Source organism: Zestomonas ipomoeae (genome assembly GCF_057128665.1).
This window is the reverse complement of sequence record NZ_JBSKHQ010000014.1, coordinates 121,895-141,701: the sequence shown is the minus strand read 5'-3', so window position 1 is coordinate 141,701 and position 19,807 is coordinate 121,895. Positions and strand designations below refer to the sequence as shown.

General features: G+C 64.3%; 22 protein-coding genes. 11 read left to right on the top strand and 11 right to left on the bottom strand.

The window, feature by feature from the left end:
• Positions 1-83: 83 nt before the first annotated feature.
• Positions 84-1,283, bottom strand: a complete 1,200-nt coding sequence (tyrS, locus tag ACWKV7_RS16050; RefSeq protein ID WP_483858688.1) for a tyrosine--tRNA ligase — start codon at positions 1,281-1,283, stop codon at positions 84-86.
• Positions 1,284-1,461: 178 nt separating this feature from the next.
• On the opposite strand from tyrS, the gene ACWKV7_RS16045 reads away from it, so the two are divergent.
• Positions 1,462-2,865, top strand: coding sequence for a peptidoglycan DD-metalloendopeptidase family protein (locus ACWKV7_RS16045; protein ID WP_483858687.1), 1,404 nt, complete (start codon positions 1,462-1,464; stop codon positions 2,863-2,865).
• A 4-nt stretch (positions 2,866-2,869) separates the two neighbouring features.
• Positions 2,870-3,961 (top strand): anhydro-N-acetylmuramic acid kinase, encoded by a 1,092-nt coding sequence (locus ACWKV7_RS16040; protein ID WP_483858686.1) that lies wholly within the window; start codon positions 2,870-2,872, stop codon positions 3,959-3,961.
• Positions 3,962-4,025: 64 nt separating this feature from the next.
• Here ACWKV7_RS16040 and erpA read toward each other — a convergent pair whose 3' ends face one another.
• The 4 genes from erpA to argC all read right to left on the bottom strand — a co-directional run bounded on the left by erpA (position 4,026) and on the right by argC (position 6,625).
• A complete protein-coding gene (gene erpA, locus ACWKV7_RS16035) occupies positions 4,026-4,376 on the bottom strand; it encodes an iron-sulfur cluster insertion protein ErpA (protein WP_483858685.1) in 351 nt (116 codons plus the stop codon).
• Between the two features lie 77 nt (positions 4,377-4,453).
• Positions 4,454-4,864 (bottom strand): bactofilin family protein, encoded by a 411-nt coding sequence (locus ACWKV7_RS16030; RefSeq protein ID WP_483858684.1) that lies wholly within the window; start codon positions 4,862-4,864, stop codon positions 4,454-4,456.
• Between the two features lie 7 nt (positions 4,865-4,871).
• Entirely contained in the window at positions 4,872-5,591 is a 720-nt protein-coding gene (locus ACWKV7_RS16025; RefSeq protein WP_483858683.1) for a DUF6776 family protein, read from the bottom strand.
• Entirely contained in the window at positions 5,591-6,625 is a 1,035-nt protein-coding gene (argC, locus tag ACWKV7_RS16020) for an N-acetyl-gamma-glutamyl-phosphate reductase (protein WP_483858682.1), read from the bottom strand. Before argC ends, ACWKV7_RS16025 begins: the two co-directional genes overlap by 1 nt.
• Positions 6,626-6,800: 175 nt before the next feature.
• Between argC and hemJ the strand changes: the two genes are divergently transcribed.
• From hemJ to ACWKV7_RS15995, 5 genes are all read left to right on the top strand, one after another.
• On the top strand, positions 6,801-7,226 hold the full coding sequence (hemJ, locus tag ACWKV7_RS16015) for a protoporphyrinogen oxidase HemJ (RefSeq protein WP_483858681.1): 426 nt from the start codon (positions 6,801-6,803) through the stop codon (positions 7,224-7,226).
• A gap of 15 nt (positions 7,227-7,241) precedes the next feature.
• Positions 7,242-8,204: an NAD(P)H-dependent flavin oxidoreductase gene (locus ACWKV7_RS16010; RefSeq protein ID WP_483858680.1), complete on the top strand. Its 963-nt coding sequence runs from the start codon at positions 7,242-7,244 to the stop codon at positions 8,202-8,204.
• Positions 8,201-9,466 (top strand): alanine racemase, encoded by a 1,266-nt coding sequence (locus ACWKV7_RS16005; protein WP_483858679.1) that lies wholly within the window; start codon positions 8,201-8,203, stop codon positions 9,464-9,466. The genes ACWKV7_RS16010 and ACWKV7_RS16005 overlap by 4 nt, the downstream gene beginning before the upstream one ends.
• An 81-nt stretch (positions 9,467-9,547) precedes the next feature.
• The gene (locus ACWKV7_RS16000; RefSeq protein WP_483858678.1) at positions 9,548-10,567 is read left to right on the top strand and encodes a DUF805 domain-containing protein; all 1,020 of its coding nucleotides are present in this window, start codon (positions 9,548-9,550) and stop codon (positions 10,565-10,567) included.
• A gap of 63 nt (positions 10,568-10,630) precedes the next feature.
• A complete protein-coding gene (locus tag ACWKV7_RS15995; protein ID WP_483858677.1) occupies positions 10,631-11,419 on the top strand; it encodes an SDR family NAD(P)-dependent oxidoreductase in 789 nt (262 codons plus the stop codon).
• Positions 11,420-11,430: 11 nt separating this feature from the next.
• Here ACWKV7_RS15995 and ACWKV7_RS15990 read toward each other — a convergent pair whose 3' ends face one another.
• Positions 11,431-12,912 carry an AAA family ATPase gene (locus ACWKV7_RS15990; RefSeq protein WP_483858676.1) on the bottom strand — a complete coding sequence of 494 codons (1,482 nt, stop codon included), beginning with the start codon at positions 12,910-12,912 and terminating at the stop codon, positions 11,431-11,433.
• 91 nt (positions 12,913-13,003) lie between these two features.
• Here ACWKV7_RS15990 and ACWKV7_RS15985 point away from each other — a divergent pair, with 91 nt between their 5' ends.
• The 3 genes from ACWKV7_RS15985 to coq7 all read left to right on the top strand — a co-directional run bounded on the left by ACWKV7_RS15985 (position 13,004) and on the right by coq7 (position 14,867).
• A complete protein-coding gene (locus ACWKV7_RS15985; RefSeq protein WP_483858675.1) occupies positions 13,004-13,342 on the top strand; it encodes a histidine triad nucleotide-binding protein in 339 nt (112 codons plus the stop codon).
• Positions 13,342-14,154, top strand: coding sequence for a formylglycine-generating enzyme family protein (locus tag ACWKV7_RS15980; protein WP_483858674.1), 813 nt, complete (start codon positions 13,342-13,344; stop codon positions 14,152-14,154). Before ACWKV7_RS15985 ends, ACWKV7_RS15980 begins: the two co-directional genes overlap by 1 nt.
• A 65-nt stretch (positions 14,155-14,219) precedes the next feature.
• Positions 14,220-14,867 (top strand): 2-polyprenyl-3-methyl-6-methoxy-1,4-benzoquinone monooxygenase, encoded by a 648-nt coding sequence (gene coq7, locus ACWKV7_RS15975; RefSeq protein ID WP_483858673.1) that lies wholly within the window; start codon positions 14,220-14,222, stop codon positions 14,865-14,867.
• Between the two features lie 87 nt (positions 14,868-14,954).
• On the opposite strand, the gene speD is transcribed toward coq7, so the two are convergent.
• Positions 14,955-15,749 carry an adenosylmethionine decarboxylase gene (speD, locus tag ACWKV7_RS15970; RefSeq protein ID WP_483858672.1) on the bottom strand — a complete coding sequence of 265 codons (795 nt, stop codon included), beginning with the start codon at positions 15,747-15,749 and terminating at the stop codon, positions 14,955-14,957.
• 216 nt (positions 15,750-15,965) lie between these two features.
• On the bottom strand, positions 15,966-16,388 hold the full coding sequence (locus tag ACWKV7_RS15965) for an OsmC family protein (protein WP_483858671.1): 423 nt from the start codon (positions 16,386-16,388) through the stop codon (positions 15,966-15,968).
• Positions 16,389-16,623: 235 nt separating this feature from the next.
• Here ACWKV7_RS15965 and crp point away from each other — a divergent pair, with 235 nt between their 5' ends.
• Positions 16,624-17,268 carry a cAMP-activated global transcriptional regulator CRP gene (crp, locus tag ACWKV7_RS15960; RefSeq protein WP_483858670.1) on the top strand — a complete coding sequence of 215 codons (645 nt, stop codon included), beginning with the start codon at positions 16,624-16,626 and terminating at the stop codon, positions 17,266-17,268.
• Positions 17,269-17,323: 55 nt separating this feature from the next.
• Here the strand turns inward: crp and trpC are convergent, their stop codons facing one another.
• From trpC to ACWKV7_RS15945, 3 genes are read right to left on the bottom strand one after another with little or no spacing between them, the layout of a single operon-like run.
• Positions 17,324-18,166: an indole-3-glycerol phosphate synthase TrpC gene (trpC, locus tag ACWKV7_RS15955; RefSeq protein ID WP_483858669.1), complete on the bottom strand. Its 843-nt coding sequence runs from the start codon at positions 18,164-18,166 to the stop codon at positions 17,324-17,326.
• The gene (gene trpD, locus ACWKV7_RS15950; RefSeq protein WP_483858668.1) at positions 18,163-19,209 is read right to left on the bottom strand and encodes an anthranilate phosphoribosyltransferase; all 1,047 of its coding nucleotides are present in this window, start codon (positions 19,207-19,209) and stop codon (positions 18,163-18,165) included. Before trpD ends, trpC begins: the two co-directional genes overlap by 4 nt.
• Positions 19,209-19,802 (bottom strand): aminodeoxychorismate/anthranilate synthase component II, encoded by a 594-nt coding sequence (locus tag ACWKV7_RS15945; RefSeq protein ID WP_483858667.1) that lies wholly within the window; start codon positions 19,800-19,802, stop codon positions 19,209-19,211. The genes trpD and ACWKV7_RS15945 overlap by 1 nt, the downstream gene beginning before the upstream one ends.
• Between the last annotated feature and the right edge of the window lie 5 nt (positions 19,803-19,807).

Genomic DNA, 19,807 nt, shown 5'->3' with positions numbered 1-19,807 from the left:
AAGGAGTTTTCCGAGAGGCCTGCACCGGAAGTGGTGCGCATTATAGGCCCCACGAAATCCACGTCAACACTTAAATGAAGGTTTTATTCGGATTTCAACGTTATGCGGGCGAAAGCCTTTTTCCCAGCCTGGCATACATGGGCTTCGCCGACCTTGAACATAAAGGAGCGATCCACCACCTCGCCATCGACTCGCACACCACTGGAGCCGAGCAGGTCCCGCGCCATCGCGGCATTCTTGACGAGGCCTGCCTTATTAAGGACGGAGGCAATCGGCATATCCTCAGTCGCCAGCAGCTCGATCTCCGGAAGGTCCGCCGGCAGCTCGCCATCCTTCATGCGATTGCCAGCGGAGCGATGCGCACTGGCGGCCGCCTCGTCACCATGGAAGCGCGCGACAATCTCTTCGGCCAGCTTGATCTTTATATCCCGCGGATTGGCGCCACCCTCGACATCCCGACGGAACTCGCCGATCTCATCCATCGAGCGGAAGCTCAGCAGCTCGAAGTAGCGCCACATCAAGGCATCCGGCATGGACACCAGCTTGTTGTACATGACACCGGGCAGCTCTTGGATACCTATATAGTTGCCCAGCGACTTGGACATCTTCTTGACGCCATCCAACCCTTCGAGCAGCGGCATGGTGACGATGCACTGGGACTCCTGCCCGTAGGCGCGCTGCAACTCACGCCCCATCAGCAGGTTGAACTTCTGGTCGGTACCGCCTAGTTCGACATCGGCGCGCAGAGCCACGGAGTCGTAGCCCTGGACCAATGGATAGAGGAACTCATGAATGGCGATCGGCTGGTTGCCCTCGTAACGCTTCTGGAAGTCGTCGCGTTCGAGCATGCGCGCGACGGTGTACTGCGAGGCGAGGCGGATGAAATCGGCCGGAGTGAGCCTGTCCATCCAGGTGGAGTTGAACGCCACTTCGGTCTTGGCCGGATCGAGGACCTTGAACACCTGGGTCTTGTAGGTCTCGGCATTCTCCAGCACCTGGTCCCGGGTAAGCGGAGGACGGGTCGCGCTCTTGCCACTGGGGTCGCCAATCATGCCGGTGAAGTCGCCGATCAGGAAAATGACCTGGTGCCCCAGCTCTTGGAACTGGCGCAGCTTATTAATAAGCACGGTATGCCCGAGGTGAAGATCGGGAGCGGTCGGATCGAAACCCGCCTTGATGCGAAGCGGCTGACCGCGCTTGAGCTTCTCGACTAGCTCGGACTCCACCAGAACCTCTTGCGCGCCACGCTTGATCAGCGCCAGCTGCTCTTCAACCGACTTCATGACAGGCCTCATGACCACTCAAAAACGAAAGGGAACCAACCATACAAGATCGCTAACTAATTACAAGTTTTGCGGTCTGATGGGGCCTGTCGGTCGGGGAGACCCGGCGCAGACTTGCCTCAAGATGGATTTGGTTATATTTTAGACAGTTATTTCATATGCAAAAACCCCGGATGCCATGACGTATAAAGCACCTCAAGCACCGCGCTACCCGAAAAGCCACCTGCTGGCTGCAAGCGGCGTAGCAGCGTTGCTCAGCCTGGCTTTACTGGTGTTTCCGACGCGCGAAGTGGAAGCGAAGAAAACCTACCTGAGCCTGGAACTGGATGGTGGCTCCGAGCAGGTCGTGCAAGACAAGGATGATCTGGAGCGCGGGAGCGAGAAAGAAACCCCATTCGCCCGTATCGATGACAGCCAGACTACGGACCGGCAGGAAGAGGAAGCCACGGCCTCTGCCGAACGCGAAAAGACCGATCCCCGCCAGCGCTTGGTGACCGTCGCCAACGGCGATACGCTCTCCACCGTATTTGCCAAGGTCGGTCTCCCCGCCAGCGAAGTGCATGAAGTACTGAATAGCAGCAAGGACGCCAAACAGCTCAGCCGCCTCAAGGTCGGCCAGGTACTGGAATTCCAGCTCAATGCCGAAGGCCAGCTGGAACGACTGAGCAGCAAGCTGAGCGCTTTGGAAAGCGTGGCCCTGAGCAAAACCGCCGATGGTTTCTCGTTCAAGCGCGAGATGATCAAGCCGGAAGTACGCTCCGCGTACGCTCGCGGGGTAATCGACAGCTCCCTGTTCAATGCTGCCAAGCGCGCTGGCCTGTCGCACAACCTGACCATGGATCTGGCCAACATCTTCGGCTACGACATCGACTTCGCCCTGGATATCCGCCGCGGCGACGAGTTCGAGGTGATCTACGAAGAGAAGGTTGTCGACGGCAAGCGCGTTGGCAACGGCGGCATCCTGGCCGCTCGCTTCGTCAACAAGGGCAAGGCCTATAGCGCCGTGCGCTACACCAACAAGCAGGGCCAGACCAGCTACTACAACGCCGACGGTAGCAGCATGCGCAAGGCGTTCATTCGCACCCCCGTCGACTTCGCCCGTATCAGCTCGCGCTTTTCCAACGGGCGCAAGCATCCGATCCTCAACAAGATTCGTGCTCACAAGGGCGTGGACTACGCCGCGCCCCGAGGCACGCCGATCAAGAGCACCGGCGACGGCAAGGTAATCCTGGCCGGACGCAAGGGCGGCTACGGCAACGCTGTGGTCATTCAACACGGTAATCGCTATCGCACCCTGTATGCCCACATGCAGGGCTTTGCCAAGGGCATTCGCACCGGCACCAGCGTCAAGCAGGGGCAGATCATCGGCTATATCGGCACCACCGGTCTTTCCACTGGCCCGCACTTGCATTACGAGTTCCAGGTCAACGGCGTGCACGTCGATCCGCTGGGCGTGAAGCTGCCGATGTCCGACCCGATTGCGGCCAACGAGAAGCAGCGTTTCCTGCAAATGGCCCAGCCGCTGATGGCGCGCATGGACCAGGAAAAGGCCACGATGCTTGCGCTGAACAAGCAGCAGTAAGGCCATGCCCCTCTATCTCGGTGTGATGTCCGGCACCAGCCTGGATGGGCTGGACATCGCACTGATCGAACAGCAGCAGCGTCCGCGCCTGCTTGCCAGCCATTACCTGCCATTACCCGCCGAGCTGCGCGCCGAGCTGCTCGCATTGTGCGCATCCGGCCCTGACGAACTGGCCCGCGCTGCGGTTGCCGAACAGCGCTGGGTAGAGCTGGCCGCCCAGGGCATCGCCACCCTGCTCGCGCGACACCGACTTTCCCCCAACGCGATCCGCGCCATTGGCAGCCACGGGCAGACCGTGCGCCATGAGCCGGCCCGCGGCTTCAGCGTGCAGATCGGTAATCCGGCACTGCTCGCCGAGTTGACCGGAATCTGCGTCGTCGCCGACTTTCGTCGCCGGGATCTGGCCGCTGGGGGCCAGGGAGCGCCCCTGGTGCCGGCATTTCACCAGGCGCTGTTCGACGATACGCGGGAGCCGCGTGCGGTCTTGAATGTCGGTGGTTTCAGTAACCTGAGCCTGCTGACTCCTGGCCAGGAGGTGCACGGTTTCGATTGCGGTCCAGGGAACGTCTTGTTGGACGCCTGGATTCAACAACAGCGCGACGAACCCTACGACCGAGACGGGGCCTGGGCCGCCAGCGGAAAGCTCGATGATGAGCTGCTCAAGCGCCTGCTCAACGATCCGTACTTCCGCGCCCGCGGCCCCAAGAGCACAGGCCGCGAGCTGTTCAACCTGCCCTGGCTCGAACAGCACCTGGCCAGCCTGCCGCCCGTGGTACCGGTCGATGTGCAGGCGACCCTGCTGGAACTGACCGCCCGCAGCATCGTCGATGCGCTGCAAGCAGCCCAAACGGGTACTTCGGAGCTGTTGGTGTGTGGCGGCGGTGCGCACAACCGCGCCCTGATGGACCGCCTTGCAGCATTGCTACCAGGCTGTTCGGTGAGCAGCACCGCTACCCGCAACGTGGACCCGGATTGGGTCGAAGCCATGGCGTTCGCCTGGCTGGCCCACTGCTGCCTGGAAGGCATTCCCGCCAACCGGCCGAGCGTCACCGGAGCGCGGGGATTGCGCGTGCTCGGCGCGATCTACCCCGCCTGAGATCTTTCAAGCACCAGAATGCAAAACGCCGCGCATGAAGCGCGGCGCTGAATTCAGCGATTGATCAGATGGAAAAGGACTGGCCGCAGCCGCAGGTGGTAGAAGCGTTCGGGTTGTTGATAACGAAGCGCGAGCCTTCCAGACCTTCCTGGTAGTCCACTTCGGCGCCCACCAGATACTGGAAGCTCATCGGGTCGACCACCAGGCTGACACCCTCACGTTCGACGATGGTGTCGTCCTCGGCCACCTCCTCATCGAAGGTGAAGCCATATTGGAACCCGGAACAGCCGCCGCCAGTGACGAAGACGCGCAGCTTCAGGCGCGGATTGCCCTCCTCATCGATCAGGTTCTTCACCTTGCTCGCCGCGCCCTGCGAGAACAGCAAGGGAGTGGGGGTGAAGGTTTCGACGCTCATGCTGCTGATCTCCCGGCGCCATGCGCCCTGCTGCATTAGGGGTGGGCATTATCCGCTTACCCCACCAAAGTGGTCAACTATTGATCAAGGTCCAGGCTGGAGGGCAGCTCCAGAGGTCGCGGGTTCTCCTTGAGGTGGCAGAGACGGCCTTCGATCTGCGCCCCAACGGCCATTTCCATCAGCCCATAATAGAGATTACCCCGCACGCGGGCACGGGCGCCCAGTTCCAGGTGCTCGCAGGCATAGACATCACCAATCACTTCGCCGTCGAGCACGACATGGGGAGCACGTATCTCGCCCTCCACCTGGCCGTCGACACTGACCCGCACCAGCCCTTCGTTGGCCACGAGGTTGCCAGACAGGCGGCCATCCACCTGCACGGCCCCCTGAAAACGCAGATCGCCGAGCACTTCGGCGCCCGCGGCGATCACGCTGGTCTTGCCGCTGAAACGCTGCAAGTCGGCTTTTGGCTTGGTTTTGCTGAACATTCGACCGTTACTCCTCGTCGATCCATTTGAAGGTGCGCTCCATGGGTTTCTGTCCTTTGACCTCGGCGCTGATTTTGACTTGATGGGGCTCGAAGCCTTCGGGCAGTTCCATTTCGGCAAACCGACCGCCTTCCGGGAAGGCCTGGAAATGCTTGAAAGAGAAGGGAATGTCCTGATCGGTGAGCTCTTCGGAAAGCGTCGCCAGGTCCAGCGTAGCGTCTGCGCCACCGCGTCGACCGATAAGGGTGACATGGGCCCGGCCCTCGAGCGGCTTGTCGTCCTGCCCCACCCGACTGAGCATCAATTTATAGCGAAAACGGCGCGGGTCGTCCGTGGCCTGCAACTCAAAGGCGCGGATGCGCAGTCCTTCGCGGCGGCTGGCCGGGGCCAGGACCCCCTTGTAGAAGGACAATTCCTGCTGCAGCTTGAAGATCTGCTCTTCCAGCAGCTTGATGCTCTGCCGGCTCTGCTCGTTGGCTTGCTGGGCGAGACGTTCGCCGCTGCTCACCACCGCGAGACGCTGGCGCAACGCCTCCAACGTCTTGTTCTGCTCCGCCAGTTGCGCCTGCAGCGGCTCATTGCGGCTGTAGGCTTCGCCGAGTTCCGCCACCTGCCATCGCTGCCCGGCCCAGAAGACCAGGGGCAGCGCAACGATCAACAGAACCAGGAGGCCGCGCAGCTGCCGCTCGCGACGAGGATCGTGCGGGCGTACTTCCCAGCCGGCCATCAGGGCAACAGCGCAGCGTGGGACAGCCCGGAGCGCTCGTCGAAACCGAAAAGAATGTTCATGTTCTGCACTGCCTGCCCCGACGCCCCCTTGACCAGGTTATCAATCACCGAGAGCACCACCACCAGATCGCCACCCTGGGGCCGGTGCACAGCCAGACGGCAGACATTGGCACCCCGTACGCTGCGGGTTTCCGGATGGCTGCCGGCGGGCATGACGTCGACAAAGGGCTCGTTGGCGTAGCGCCGTTCATAAAGCGCTTGCAGATCCACGGACTGGTCCGCCACGGTGGCGTAGAGGGTGGCATGAATGCCACGGATCATTGGCGTCAGGTGCGGCACGAAAGTCAGCCCGACGTCGCCCTTGGCTGCTCGACGCAGCCCCTGGCGAATCTCGGGCAGATGGCGATGGCCCTTGACCGAATAGGCCTTCATGCTTTCCCCGGCCTCACTGAACAGCGAGCCCACGCTGGCACCGCGTCCGGCGCCGCTGACGCCCGACTTGCAGTCGGCGATCAGCCGCGAGTTGTCAGCCAGCCCGGCTTCCAGCAAGGGGATCAAGCCGAGCTGGGCGGCGGTCGGGTAGCAGCCGGGCACGGCGATCAGGCGTGCGCTCCTGATCTCGTCGCGGTTGACCTCCGGCAGGCCGTATACCGCTTCGCCGAGCAACGCCGGCGCGCCATGGGGCTGGCCATACCACTTGGCCCACTCGTCGGCGTCCTGCAGGCGGAAGTCGGCGGACAGGTCGATCACCCGTGTGCCGGCCGCCAGCAGCTCGCCGGCCAGGGCATGCGCGACACCGTGGGGCGTGGCGAAGAACACCACGTCGCAGGCACCCAGGGTCTGGGTGTCCGGCACGCTGAAGGCCAGCGCGTCGTAGTGGCCGCGCAGGTTCGGATACATGTCGGCGACCTTCATTCCTGCCTCGGAGCGCGAGGTGATCACCGCCACTTCGGCGTAGGGGTGCTGGGCCAACAGACGCAACAGCTCTACCCCGGTGTATCCCGTGCCGCCGACGATACCGACCTTGATCATGTCCAGCCCCTCGCACCAACCGATTGGAAAGCTGCCGATGATAAAGCCGCATCGGCCACGGGCCAACCTTTGCCTCCCGGCGACGCGACCAGTGCGCTACCCTCGGAGCCACTGGATGGCATGCCGAGCGGGTCGCCACTAGTATCCAAGCACTCTCGCCCGAAGGAACCACGCAATGCTCTATCTCTGGGTCAAGGCCCTGCACATCATCGCCATGGTCTGCTGGTTCGCCGGCCTGTTCTACCTGCCGCGGCTGTTCGTCTACCACGCCATGAGCGAGGACGGCCCCAGCCGCGAGCGCTTCTGCGTCATGGAGCGCAAGCTGTATCGCGGCATCATGTTGCCGTCGATGCTGGCCACCGTGCTGCTCGGCATCTGGCTGCTCTACCTCAATCCGGCGTGGCTGAAGATGGGCTGGATGCACGCCAAGCTCACCCTGGTCGTGCTGCTGATCGGCTACCACCATGTCTGCGGCGCGCAACTGAAGCGCTTTGCCCGCGGCGAGAACGCCCGCAGCCATGTGTTCTACCGCTGGTTCAACGAGGTGCCGGTGCTGTTCCTGCTGCTCATCGTCATTCTCGTCGTCGTCAAACCCTTCTGACCAAGAGGAATCGCCATGTCCCTGCCCGCCCTGCTCGATCAGCGCCTGCGCCTGCCGGTGGTCGCCGCGCCCATGTTCCTGGTTTCCAACCCCGCTCTGGTGCTGGCCTGCTGTCGCAGCGGCATCGTCGGCAGCTTCCCGGCGCTGAACCAGCGCGAGAGCAGCGGCTTTCGCGCCTGGCTGGACGAGATCCAGGCAGGGCTGGAGGCCGACGCCGCGCCCTTCGCCGTGAACCTGATCGTGCATCACAGCAACCCGCGGTTGCAGGCCGATCTGGCTATCTGCGTGGAGAAGAAAGTCCCGGTCGTGATCACCAGCCTTGGTGCGGTGAAAGAGGTGGTGGATGCGGTACACAGCTATGGCGGTCTGGTATTCCATGACGTGACCACCCGCCGCCACGCCGAGAAAGCCGCCGAAGCCGGGGTCGATGGGCTGATCGCCGTGGCTGCGGGCGCCGGTGGGCATGCCGGCACCTGGAGTCCGTTCGCGCTGATTGCGGAGATTCGCCAGTTCTTCGACAAGACCCTGTTGCTGGCCGGCTGCCTTAACCACGGCCACGAGATCCTGGCCGCCCAGTTGCTCGGCGCCGATCTGGCCTACCTCGGCACTCGCTTCATCGCCACCCACGAAAGCGATGCCGTGCTCGCCTACAAGGAGATGCTGCTGGAAGCCAGGGCCGCCGACATCGTGCACACCCCGGCGGTTTCCGGCGTGCCGGCGAGCTTCATGCGACAGAGCCTGGAGCAGGCCGGGTTCGACCTGAAGCGCCTGCAGGACAAGGCCGACATCAACTACGGGGAAAAGCTCAAACCGGTCGACGACGAAGCCAAGGCCTGGAAGACCGTCTGGTCAGCCGGCCAGGGGGTCGGCAACATCCGCGACCTGCCCACCGTCGACGAACTGGTAGCGCGCCTGGACCGCGAGTACCGCCAGGCGCAAAGCCGCGCCGCACAGTTGGCCCTGCACTGGCCGCAATGAAGCGACGCCGCCTGCTCGGCCTGGGCGCGGTCGGCCTGCTCGCGCTGTGGGTGGCGCGCCCCGACGACGAAGGTCGCCCCCACGACGACTACTTCGCCCGTCTGAACGGGCTGCTCAAGCGCGAGGGTGGCGGCCTGCCGCTGCTGGTGATCGACCTGGACCGGCTGGATGCCAACGCCGAGCGGCTGGCCCAGCACCTCGGCGACACGCTTGCCTTGCGCCTGGAGAGCGACGACCTGGCGGCCAACGGACTACTCGACTACCTGGGGCGAAAGCTCGCGACCCGGCGCTTCAGGGTTTCCCAGCCGCAGCACCTGAACCAGTTGGCCCGCAGCTTTCCCGACGCCGACCTGCTGCTGGGCGTGCCAATACCGGCCGACGCCGCCCTCGGCTTTTACCAGAAGCTGCCGCAGCACCTGGCGTTCCGCCCCGCGCATCAGCTGACCTGGCTGGTCGACAGCCCGCAGCGCCTCGTCCAGTATGCAGAACTGGCGCAGGCCCTTGGCCAGCCGATGCAGGTCGCCCTGGCGATCGACGTGGGCCTGGCAAACGGCGGATTCGCCGTCCCGCAGGCGCTGGGCGAGGCCTTGCAGTGGCTGAGCGCTCGGCAGACACCGTTGCGTCTGCGCGGGTTGTCGGGCGATGACCAGCAGATCGCCCACAGTCCTTTCTGGATCAGCCAGCAGCAGGCGTTTGCCGATAGCGCGGCGCGCTATCGGGCCTTCGTCGGGGTCGCGCAGGGTTTTGCAAACGTCTGGCCCGAGCAGCCCCTGCTCACCGGCGCGAGCAGCCTGACCTACCCGCTGCATGCCGCCGGCGACACGCCGCTGAACGAAGTGACCGTCGGCGCAGCGCTGCTCAAACCCGCCGCGCTCGACACCCCGCTGCTCGCCAGCCAGCGTGCCGCCCTATGGATTGCCAGCCCGGTTCTGGCAGCCGAGAAGGCTGCACTGCCCTATCTGGATACGCTGCAAGATCTACGGGAACGCTGGAACGCCAACCGTCAGCGGGCGTTCTACCTGCCAGGCAGCACAGCCGCCGCCATCCCCGTGTCGCCCGGCGGCCTCGACGCCGACCCGTTGTATCGGCGCAGCACCGGTCGCCAGCGCCTGAGCGGTTCGGCCGGGACCGAATTGAACGTGGATGACTGGGTGTTTTTCCGGCCGAGGCACCTGCAAGGCCTGTTCGACACCTTTGACGAGGTGCGCCTGTTGCGCCATGGCCGCCTGGTCGGCCGCTGGCGACCGCTGCGCGGGGGCTGAAACCGTGTCAATGCTTGTCGTAAGCCCCGCTACGCTATTAGGCTGTGCCCACCCTCTTTCATCGCTGACAGGGAAGCCGCTATGGCCGAAGCCCGCTACAAGATCGTATTCGATGGTCAACTGATGCCTGAAATGGCCTTGGAAACCGTCAAGGACAACCTTGCCCGCCTGTTCAAGAGCGACCGCTCGAAGATCGACAACCTGTTTTCCGGCAACGACGTGGCGCTCAAGCGCGACCTGCCCGCGAGCGAGGCGGACAAATACCTGGCGGCGCTGCAGCAGGCGGGTGCCAAGGTGCGCAAGGAACTCGATCTGAGCCTGGTGCCGTCGGAAGCGGAACAGCAAGCCGCGGCGGAGCCCACCCCCGTCGAAACCGGCCGCATGAGCTGCCCGAAATGCGGACACGAGCAGGCCAAGGCCAACGAGTGTGCGGCCTGCGGCATCATCATCGAGAAATTCCTCGCACGCCAGACAGAGCTGCAAGCCCAGCAGAAGAGCGCGCCTGCGGCCTCCACGGCCGGCGTTTCGCCCTATGCCACGCCGCAGGCAGACGTCGGCGAAGCGCTGCCGGAGTACTCGGAACTCAAGCCCTTCGGCATCGAAGGCCGCATCGGCCGGCTGCGCTACCTGGCCTGGTCGATGGTGCTGATGTTCGCCGCGGCGGCCCTGATGGGCGTAGCGATGATGGGCTTCGCCATCTCCGATGTAGTCGGCGGTATCCTCGCCGTCCTGGTGGGGATCGGCTTGCTGGTGGTCAGCGTGATGATGGGCGTTCAGCGCCTGCACGATATCGGCTGGTCCGGCTGGCTCTATCTGCTCAATCTGGTACCGATCGTCGGCAGCGTGTTTCCCCTGTTGATGCTGCTGATCCCCGGCACCGCCGGAGCGAACCGCTTCGGCCCACCGCCGCCGCCCAACAGCACCGCGGTCAAGGTACTGGCCTGGCTCTGGCTCGGAATCATCGCCCTCGGCGTGGCCGCCGCCATCATGGTGGGCTCCATGGGGCTAATGAGCGGCCTGGGAGATATGGAGAGCATGGAGGGCATCGAGCCGGGCGCCTACGAGTCCGCCGACCCGGCCTGGGACTACGAGGAAGAATAAGCCCCCACCGGCAACCCGCCCACGCTCGTGCTGTCCAAGGCGGGTTCCGCCACGGAGAGTCCCATGCCTGGTTATGCCCTGATTACCGGCGCCTCGAGCGGCATCGGCCTGGCCCTGGCCGAAGCCCTCGCCCGCCGGGGCCGCAAGCTGATCCTGGTGGCCCGCCAACGGGTGGCACTGGAAAGCATCGCCTGCGAGCTGACCCAGCGCTTCGGGGTCGAGGTGCTGTTCCGCCTTTGCGACCTGAGCGAACCTCTGCAACTCTCCGGCCTGCTGCATGAAATCGAGCACAGCGAGCGGCGGATCGATCTACTGGTCAACTGTGCCGGCCTCGGCAGCGCCGGGGCGTTTATCGAGCTGGACTGGAGCCGCGAGCAGGAACTGCTCGAAGTCAACGTCCTGGCGCTGACCCGGCTCTGTCATGCCATCGGCCAGCGCATGGTGGCCCAGGGCGGCGGGCAGATTCTCAACGTCGCCTCGCTGGCGGCATTTCAGCCCGGCGTCTGGATGAGCAGCTACTACGCCAGCAAGGCCTATGTCCTGCACTTTTCCGAAGCGCTGCGAGAAGAACTACGACCGCTGGGAGTCAAGGTCAGCGTGCTCTGCCCCGGCCCGACCCGCAGCGCGTTCTTCCGCGGTGCGCGCCTGAACCTCAACGGCCTGGCTGGCAGCAAGCGGTTGATGGGTGCCGAGGAAGTGGCGCTGCACACCGTCCGGGCACTGGAAAAGGACCGTGCGATCATCATTCCCGGCTGGCGCAACCGCCTGCTGGCCCTCGCCCCGCGCTTCGCGCCACGCTGGCTGGCGTGCAAGCTGACGGCACGCGCCCACCGTCAACTGCTGCTCGACTAGCACGGCCGGCCTCAGTCCGCCGGCACGGTACGCCCATCCGCCCAGGCCCGTAGCCCGGCCAGCGATTCCGCCATCACCACCGACAGCGGCGAGGTACTCTGCAGGTTCTGCAACAGCAGGCGCTGATCGACCGGCTGCTGCTGGGCCTGCCCGGCGTACAGCGCGCTGACCACTGCCTGCTCGATCTCCGCCCCGGAGAAGCCCTCGCTGGCTGCCGCCAGCACGTTCAGGTCGAAGCCCGCCGGATCCAGTTCGCGGCGGGACAGGTGAATGCGGAAAATCTCGGCCCGTACCGAAGCGTTCGGCAGGTCGACGAAAAACAGCTCGTCGAAACGCCCCTTGCGCACCAGCTCCGGCGGCAGGCGATCGATGGCATTGGCGGTGGCGACCATGAACACCGGTGCCTTGCGCTCGGCCATCCAGGTCAGCAGCGTGCCGAGCACGCGCTGACTGACTCCGCCGTCATGATCGCCGCTGGCCAGGCCCTTCTCCACCTCGTCCATCCACAACACACAGGGTGCCATCTGCTCGGCCAGGCGCAGCGCCTCGCGCAAATTGCGCTCGGTCTCGCCGAAGAACTTGTTGTACAGGCAGGCGAAGTCCAGGCGCAGCAACGGCAGGCCCCAGAGGCCGGCCACGGCCTTGGCTGCCAGGCTCTTGCCGCCGCCCTGCACGCCGACCAGCAGCACGCCCTTGGGCTGGTCGATGCCCTTGCCCTCGAGGAACGCGCTCTGTCGCTCGGCCAGCCAACGCTTGAGGTTGGCCAGGCCGCCGACCTCGGCGAAGCGCGCCGTCTCGTATTCGAAGCTGAGCACGCCTTCCAGGTCGAGGAGCTGGAACTTGGTCTTGTTCAGCTCCGGCAGGTCTTCCTGGGTAATGGCGCCGTCGTCGCAGATCACGTTGCGCGCCAGCGCGCGGGCCTCGCCGTGGCTCATGCCGCGCAGGTTCTTCACCACCTGCTGCAGGGTGCGATTGTCGGTGCGTACCCGCGCGCCGCGATTGCGCTCGCTCCAGCGCGCGGCCTCTTCGCGCACAATGCCGAGCAGCTCGTCCTCAGACGGCAGCGACAAGCTGAAACGGGCCGCGTAGCGCTGCACTTCGGGCGGCAGTTTCAGCGCATGGGACACCAGCACCAGCGTCGGCTTCTGCGCCCCCTCGGCCATTGCCACTTCCTTGAGCAGGCGCACCAGCCGCGGGTTGTCATCGAGGAACGGATGCAGGTCGCATAGCACATACAGGTTCGGCTGCGGATCGTGCTTGATCAGCTTGAGCGCCGCCTCCGCGTCTTGGCTGTTCTCCGCGCCCGGCAGGCCGCCGCCGAAGCCTAGTTGCTGCAGGCCCTCGGTCACCGACCACAGGTGCAAGCCCAGGCCGCGCTTGACCGCCAGGCCGGTCAGGGTTTCCAGCACCCGCGGCTCGTCCCAGGACTCGATCACCACCAGCTTGACCTTGGAATCGAGCACCAGGCCCAGATCATGAATATCGTTCTTCACACGCGCTCCTCGTGCGGGCCAAGCAAGGCTGGCCGGCCCCATTGCGCCCCGTTAAACTCGGGGGCTTCTTAAACAGCCCGGGAGACTGCCCATGGACTGTCTGTTTTGCAAGATCGTCGCCGGGGATATTCCCGCGCGCAAGCTCTACGAAGACGACCAGGTCGTCGCCTTCCACGATATCGGCCCGCAGGCGCCGGTGCATTTCCTGGTGATTCCCAAGCGCCACATCGCCACGCTCAACGAACTGACCGAAGCAGACCGCGCACTTGCCGGGCACATTCTCTTCACTGCCCAGCGCTTGGCCAAGGAGCAGGGCTGCGATGAAGGGTTTCGCGTAGTGATGAACTGCAACGAACAGGGCGGGCAGACCGTCTACCACATCCACATGCATGTGCTCGGCCAGCGCCAGATGCACTGGCCGCCGGGTTGATGCGCCGCCTCGCCCTTCTCGCCCTTTCCTGCCTGGCGTCGCTGCCGGTCTTTGCCCACGAGGCCGGCAACCTGCTGCGCGACCCCTTGGCGGATGGCGGCCTTGGGCCGGAACTGGTGGTGGTGCCGGCCGGCGACTTTGTGCTGGGCGATGCCAGCGGTCGCGGCAACCACAACGAGCGACCGGCACATCGGGTCGTTATCGACAAGCCGTTCGCCATCGGCCGCTTCGAGCTGACCTTCGCCGACTGGCAGCGCTACGCCGATGCCACCGGCAAAGCCATGCCGGACAACGAAGGCTGGGGGCTTACCGCCGAGCGCCCGGTGATCAACATTTCCTGGTTCGATGCCCTGGGCTATTGCCAATGGCTGTCGCACGCCACCGGTCAGCGCTATCGCCTGCCCAGCGAGGCGGAGTGGGAATACGCCGCCCGCGCCGGCAGCAACGGCTACTACTGGTGGGGCGAGCAGCTCGATAGCCACGAGCAGCAACCACGTGCCCACTGCCGTGGCTGCGCCACCTCGCGCCTGATCCGTCACAAGACCGCCCAGGTCGGCCAGTTCGCGCCGAACGCCTTCGGCCTGTTCGATACCGCCGGCAACGTCTGGGAATGGACCGCCTCGGCCTTCCACAGCCCGTTCGACGGTAGCGAGGCCCGCGCGGCCAGCCCGCTCGATCGCAGCCCGCGAGTGGTTCGCGGCGGTGCCTGGAACAGCGGCTCGGCGTACCTGCGCAGCAGTTTCCGCGACCTCAAGCAGCCCCAGCACAAGGACTACGCCCTTGGCCTGCGGGTACTGCGCGAACTGCCCTGACCCCGGTCAAGCCGCACCGGGGTGGATCGGGTAAACTGCCAAGAATCTCATCTGCGGAGGTGCCCATGACCAGCGACCGCCACTATTCCCCCGTCGACCGCCTGCTGCTGCAGGCCGATGCCGCCCTGCGCACCCTGCTGCCGTTCAGCGGCCAGCCCTATCGACCGTCCCCTGCCATCGTGCAGCCGGACGCCGAGCTCAACGACAGCGATGCCCGCCATGTCGCCGGCCTGATGCGCATCAACCATACCGGCGAGGTTTGTGCCCAGGCGCTGTACCAGGGTCAGGCGCTGACCGCCAAGCTGCCTGAGGTGCGTTCCGCCATGGAGCGGGCCGCCGACGAAGAGATCGACCACCTGGCCTGGTGCGAGCAGCGCATTCGCGAACTGGGCAGCCATCCAAGCGTGCTCAACCCGCTGTTCTACGGCCTGTCCTTTGGCGTCGGCGCGGTGGCCGGGCTGGTCAGCGACAGGGTCAGCCTGGGCTTCGTCGCCGCCACCGAGGACCAGGTATGCAAGCACCTCGATGAGCACCTCGAACAACTGCCCGAGCAGGACCAGAAATCCCGCGCGATTCTCGAGCAGATGCGCCAGGACGAGGAGCAGCATGCAACCAGCGCGCTGGAAGCCGGCGGCCTGCGCTTCCCGGCGCCGATCAAGCTGGGCATGACCCTGCTGTCCAAGGTGATGACGAAAAGCACCTACCGGATCTGAGCTGCAAAAGATGACCCGGGGAAAAACACAAAGGGCGCCAACCGGCGCCCTTTGCTTTTCCTGCAGCGTCAAGCCTGCCGCTGCGTATCAATGCGGCATGTTGCGGCCGTAGAAGATCTCCAGCATCTCGTGGCGCAGCCGCTCTTCCACCTGCTTGCGCTGCTCCGGCGACAGATTGCTGGTGGCGTCGCCGAACAGGTAGCTCTCCAGTTCGAAGTTCTTCAACAGCATCTTGGTGTGGAACAGGTTCTCCTGGTACACGTTGACGTCGGTCATCTGGTAGGCCGCGCGCGTGTCCTCAGACAGGTAGTTCTGGATCGAGTTGATCTGGTGATCGATGAAGTGCTTCTTGCCTTCCACGTCGCGGGTGAAGCCGCGTACCCGGTAATCGACCGTGACGATGTCCGAATCGAACTGGTGGATCAGGTAGTTCAGCGCCTTCAGCGGCGAAATCACCCCGCAGGTGGAGACGTCGATGTCCACACGGAAGGTGGCGATGCCATCCACCGGATGGATCTCCGGGTAGGTGTGCACGGTGATGTGACTCTTGTCGAGGTGCGCCAGGATGGTTTCCGGCAGCGGCCCCGGCGACTCCTCGATCTGGCTGTCGGTGGGCGTCACCGGCTGCTCGGAGATGAGAATGGTCACGCTGGCGCCTTGCGGGTCGTAATCCTGACGGGCGATGTTCAGGATATTGGCGCCAATGATGTCGACAACATCGGTGAGAATCTGCGTCAGGCGCTCGGCATCGTACTCTTCGTCGATGTACTGCACGTAGGCCTGCTGGTCTTCCGGCGTTTCCGCATAGCAGATGTCATAAATGTTGAAGCTCAAGGTCTTGGTCAGGTTGTTGAACCCATGGAGCTTGAGTTTGCTTTTCACCGTAGAAAAACTCTCTGTAATGCGGCTTACCGCGTGATTGAGCATGCCCGTCAGATGCGAAACGGCACATCTGCGTAGGACGGTTAACACCTCTTCGCGTTGGCGATTGTGGTTGTCGATTTTGGGGCGCAGCCCCTGGAAATTGGGGGCGCATTATGCAGACGCGCGCCCGGCGATGCCAGAGCCCGCGTCGGTTTTGTGATAGCCGGAAACGACTCAGCCGAGCTCGACGATTTCGTAGGCGTGGCTGATGGCGACCCCGGCGCGGCCCAGCATGATCGAGGCCGAGCAGTATTTCTCCGCCGACAGCTCCACCGCGCGCTTGACCTGGGCTTGCTTGAGGCCACGGCCCTTGACCAGGAAGCGCAGGTGAATCCTGGTGAAGACCTTCGGCTCCTCCTCGGCCCGCTCGGCCTCCAGAAACACTTCGCAGCTTTCCACCGGCTGGCGGGCCTTCTTCAGAATGCTCACCACGTCGAAGTTGGAGCAGCCGCCCAGGCCCAGCAACACCATTTCCATCGGCCGCACGCCGAGGTTGCGGCCGCCGTGCTCCGGCGGGCCATCCATCACCACCGCGTGGCCGCTGCCGGACTCGCCGAGAAACAGGGCCTCGCCGGCCCACTGGATGCGTGCTTTCATTCGTAGTGACTCCGCCGGAAAAAGCGCCGAGCTTAACATAGCCACAGGGACTGGCCCGTTTGCGACATACGGTCTCCGGTTCCCGACAACCGATGTTACCTATGTCGCAAAATAGGCCGAGGACTTGGAGGGTCTGTTAAGCTGACGTCGGATAACTGGCACACTTAACCGGATAACTCTAAGAAATGCCTGTTGGATAACGGCTTACCTACTTTTTTCTTTTCGGGACTCGGGCATGGTTGCTATAACCCTCACACCAAAAATCAAGAATCTCGACAAACTTCTCGCGCACTGTCACCGCCGCCGCTACACGGCCAAAAGCACCATCATCTACGCGGGCGATCGCTGCGAAACCCTGTTCTTCATCATCAAGGGCTCGGTCACCATTCTCATCGAGGATGACGACGGCCGCGAGATGATCATTGCCTACCTCAACGCCGGCGACTTCTTCGGCGAGCTGGGTCTGTTCGAAGCGGAAGGCTCGGAAAAGGAGCGCAGCGCCTGGGTACGGGCGAAGACCGAATGCGAAGTGGCGGAACTCAGCTACTCCAAGTTCCGCGAGCTGACCCAGCAGGACCCGGACATCCTCTATGCCCTGGGCAGCCAGATGGCCGAACGCCTGCGCAATACCACGCGCAAGGTCGGCGACCTGGCCTTCCTCGACGTCACCGGCCGCGTGGCCCGCACCCTGCTGGACCTGTGCAAGCAGCCGGACGCCATGACCCATCCGGACGGTATGCAGATCAAGATCACCCGCCAGGAAATCGGCCGCATCGTCGGCTGCTCGCGGGAAATGGTCGGGCGCGTGCTGAAGAGCCTGGAGGATCAGGGCCTGGTGCACGTCAAGGGCAAGACCATGGTGGTATACGGCACCCGCTGACCCGCCGCCCGCCCATGAAAAAGGCCGGTATCCGGCCTTTTTCGTTTCGGCGACGCTATTCCGGGTCGGCAGCCGGCTTGCTGGCGGCGCGCGCCTTTTCCGGGAAGAACAGCCGCTGCAACTCGGCGCCGGGGTTTTCCGCGCGCATGAATGCCTCGCCCACCAGAAAGGCATAGACATCGCTGATTTCCATCAACTCGACGTCGGCGCGATTGAGAATGCCGCTCTCGGTGATCACCAGGCGATCGCGTGGAATACGCGGCAATAGATCGAGGGTGTTTTCCAGGCTGACTTCGAAGGTGTGCAGGTTACGGTTGTTGATGCCCAGCAGCGGGGTATCCAGCGTCTTCAGCGCCCGCTCCAGCTCGTCACCATCGTGCACCTCGACCAGTACATCGAGACCGACAGCCTTCGCCGTGGCGGCCAGTTCGGCCATGCGCACGTCGTCCAGCGCGGCGACGATCAGCAGCACGCAATCGGCACCCAGGGCACGGGCCTCGACCACCTGGTAGGGGTCGATCAGGAAATCCTTGCGGATCACCGGCAGCGAGCAGGCGGCACGGGCCTCCTGCAAATAGGCGTCGGCGCCCTGAAAGAAGTCCACGTCGGTCAGCACCGACAGGCAGGCAGCGCCGCCGACCTGATAGCTCCTGGCAATCTCCGCCGGCACGAAATGCTCGCGCAGTACGCCCTTGCTTGGCGACGCCTTCTTGATCTCGGCGATCACCGCCGGCTCCTTGCGCGCCGCCCGCTCCAGCAGCGCGCGGGCGAAGCCGCGCGGCGCGTCGGCTGCCCGGGCGGCTTGTTCGAGATCCACCAAGGGCACCCGCGCGCGCCGCTCGGCGACTTCCTCGGCCTTGCGCACGAGGATCTTTTCCAGAACGGTGGGCAGACTCACGCTTCATTCTCCTGGCGGAACACCGCGGTAAACGACACCAACTCCTCCAGCTTCTCCCTGGCCAGGCCGGTATGCAAGGCATCGTGGGCCAGTTGCACGCCTTCGTGCAGGCTCACCGCATGGTCGGCGGCATATAGCGCCGCCCCCGCGTTGAGGGCGATCATCTCGGCGGCCTTCTGCGCGCTCTCGGTCTTGCGCCGACCGAGCGCGTCGCGGATCAGCTCCAGCGAGGCCTGCGGCGTCTCGACGGTGAGGCCGATCAGGCTCTGGCTCTTGATGCCGAAGTCCTCGGGCTGCACGACATACTCTGTGACCGCGCCATCCTTCAGCTCGGCGATGTGGGTCGGCGCGGCCAGACTGATCTCGTCCAGGCCATCCTGGGCATGTACCACCAGCACATGCTCGCTGCCCAGGCGCGATAGCACTTCGGCCATGGGGCGGCACAAGGCCTGGCTGAACACACCGACCACCTGGTGCCGGACCGCCGCCGGGTTGGTCATCGGGCCGAGCATGTTGAACAGCGTGCGCAGCCCCATCTCCCGCCGCGGACCGATGGCGTGCTTCATCGCGCCATGGTGGGCGGGGGCGAACATGAAGCCGACCCCGACGCCCTCGACGCAGCGCGCCACCTGCTCCGGCGTGAGATTCAGGTAGACCCCGGCCGACTCCAGCAGGTCGGCACTGCCGCTCTTGCCGGAGACCGCGCGATTGCCGTGCTTGGCCACCCGCCCGCCCGCCGCGGCGACGACGAAGGCCGCCGCGGTGGAGACGTTGAAGATGTTCATGCCATCGCCACCGGTGCCGCAGGTATCCACCAGTCGCTCGGCGTCGATCTTCACCGGCGAGGCCAGCTCGCGCATGACCTGGGCGGCGCCGACGATCTCGTCGATGGTCTCGCTCTTCATGCGCATACCCATGAGGAAGGCACCGATCTGCGCGTCGGTACACTGCCCGGTCATGATCAGGCGCATCACGTCCTGCATTTCCCCGGTGCTCAGGTCGAGCTGATTGACCACCCGATTGAGGGCTTCCTTGATATCCATCAGCGCACGCCTCCGGTCTGCTTGAGGAAATTGGCGAAGAGTTCGTGGCCCTGCTCGGTGAGGATCGACTCCGGATGGAACTGCACACCCTCGACGTTCAAGGTCTTGTGGCGCAGGCCCATGATTTCGTCCACCGAACCGTCGGCATGACCGGTCCAGGCGGTGATCTCCAGGCATTCCGGCAGGCTTTCGCGCCTGACCACCAGGGAATGATAGCGGGTCACCGTCAGCGGGTTGTTCAGCCCGGCGAACACACCACGGTTTTCGTGGAACACCGGGCTGGTCTTGCCGTGCATCACCTGGCGGGCGCGCACCACCTCGCCGCCGAAGGCCTGGCCGATGCTCTGGTGGCCAAGGCAAACCCCGAGGATCGGCAACTTGCCGGCGAAGCGTTCGATCACCGCCAGGGAAACCCCGGCTTCATTGGGTGTGCAGGGCCCCGGCGAGATCACGATGCGCTCGGGCTGCAGCGCCTCGATCTGCTCGACGCTCAGCTCATCGTTGCGAATCACCTTCACGTCGGCACCCAGTTCGCCCAGGTACTGCACCACGTTGTAGGTAAAGGAGTCGTAGTTATCGATCATCAGCAGCATGGCGG

What these genes read in the sequence shown, in the direction of transcription:
- hemJ (WP_483858681.1), top strand. Translation starts at nt 6,801, where the DNA reads ATGCTCTATCTCTGGGTCAAGGCCCTGCACATCATCGCCATGGTCTGC.
- ACWKV7_RS16005 (WP_483858679.1), top strand. Translation starts at nt 8,201, where the DNA reads ATGAAGCGACGCCGCCTGCTCGGCCTGGGCGCGGTCGGCCTGCTCGCG.
- ACWKV7_RS16040 (WP_483858686.1), top strand. Translation starts at nt 2,870, where the DNA reads ATGCCCCTCTATCTCGGTGTGATGTCCGGCACCAGCCTGGATGGGCTG.
- trpD (WP_483858668.1), bottom strand. Translation starts at nt 19,209, where the DNA reads ATGGATATCAAGGAAGCCCTCAATCGGGTGGTCAATCAGCTCGACCTG.
- argC (WP_483858682.1), bottom strand. Translation starts at nt 6,625, where the DNA reads ATGATCAAGGTCGGTATCGTCGGCGGCACGGGATACACCGGGGTAGAG.
- ACWKV7_RS15995 (WP_483858677.1), top strand. Translation starts at nt 10,631, where the DNA reads ATGCCTGGTTATGCCCTGATTACCGGCGCCTCGAGCGGCATCGGCCTG.
- crp (WP_483858670.1), top strand. Translation starts at nt 16,624, where the DNA reads ATGGTTGCTATAACCCTCACACCAAAAATCAAGAATCTCGACAAACTT.
- erpA (WP_483858685.1), bottom strand. Translation starts at nt 4,376, where the DNA reads ATGAGCGTCGAAACCTTCACCCCCACTCCCTTGCTGTTCTCGCAGGGC.
- ACWKV7_RS16025 (WP_483858683.1), bottom strand. Translation starts at nt 5,591, where the DNA reads ATGGCCGGCTGGGAAGTACGCCCGCACGATCCTCGTCGCGAGCGGCAG.
- ACWKV7_RS15965 (WP_483858671.1), bottom strand. Translation starts at nt 16,388, where the DNA reads ATGAAAGCACGCATCCAGTGGGCCGGCGAGGCCCTGTTTCTCGGCGAG.
- ACWKV7_RS16030 (WP_483858684.1), bottom strand. Translation starts at nt 4,864, where the DNA reads ATGTTCAGCAAAACCAAGCCAAAAGCCGACTTGCAGCGTTTCAGCGGC.
- ACWKV7_RS16000 (WP_483858678.1), top strand. Translation starts at nt 9,548, where the DNA reads ATGGCCGAAGCCCGCTACAAGATCGTATTCGATGGTCAACTGATGCCT.
- ACWKV7_RS15980 (WP_483858674.1), top strand. Translation starts at nt 13,342, where the DNA reads ATGCGCCGCCTCGCCCTTCTCGCCCTTTCCTGCCTGGCGTCGCTGCCG.
- tyrS (WP_483858688.1), bottom strand. Translation starts at nt 1,283, where the DNA reads ATGAAGTCGGTTGAAGAGCAGCTGGCGCTGATCAAGCGTGGCGCGCAA.
- ACWKV7_RS16045 (WP_483858687.1), top strand. Translation starts at nt 1,462, where the DNA reads ATGACGTATAAAGCACCTCAAGCACCGCGCTACCCGAAAAGCCACCTG.
- coq7 (WP_483858673.1), top strand. Translation starts at nt 14,220, where the DNA reads ATGACCAGCGACCGCCACTATTCCCCCGTCGACCGCCTGCTGCTGCAG.
- ACWKV7_RS15945 (WP_483858667.1), bottom strand. Translation starts at nt 19,802, where the DNA reads ATGCTGCTGATGATCGATAACTACGACTCCTTTACCTACAACGTGGTG.
- ACWKV7_RS15985 (WP_483858675.1), top strand. Translation starts at nt 13,004, where the DNA reads ATGGACTGTCTGTTTTGCAAGATCGTCGCCGGGGATATTCCCGCGCGC.
- ACWKV7_RS16010 (WP_483858680.1), top strand. Translation starts at nt 7,242, where the DNA reads ATGTCCCTGCCCGCCCTGCTCGATCAGCGCCTGCGCCTGCCGGTGGTC.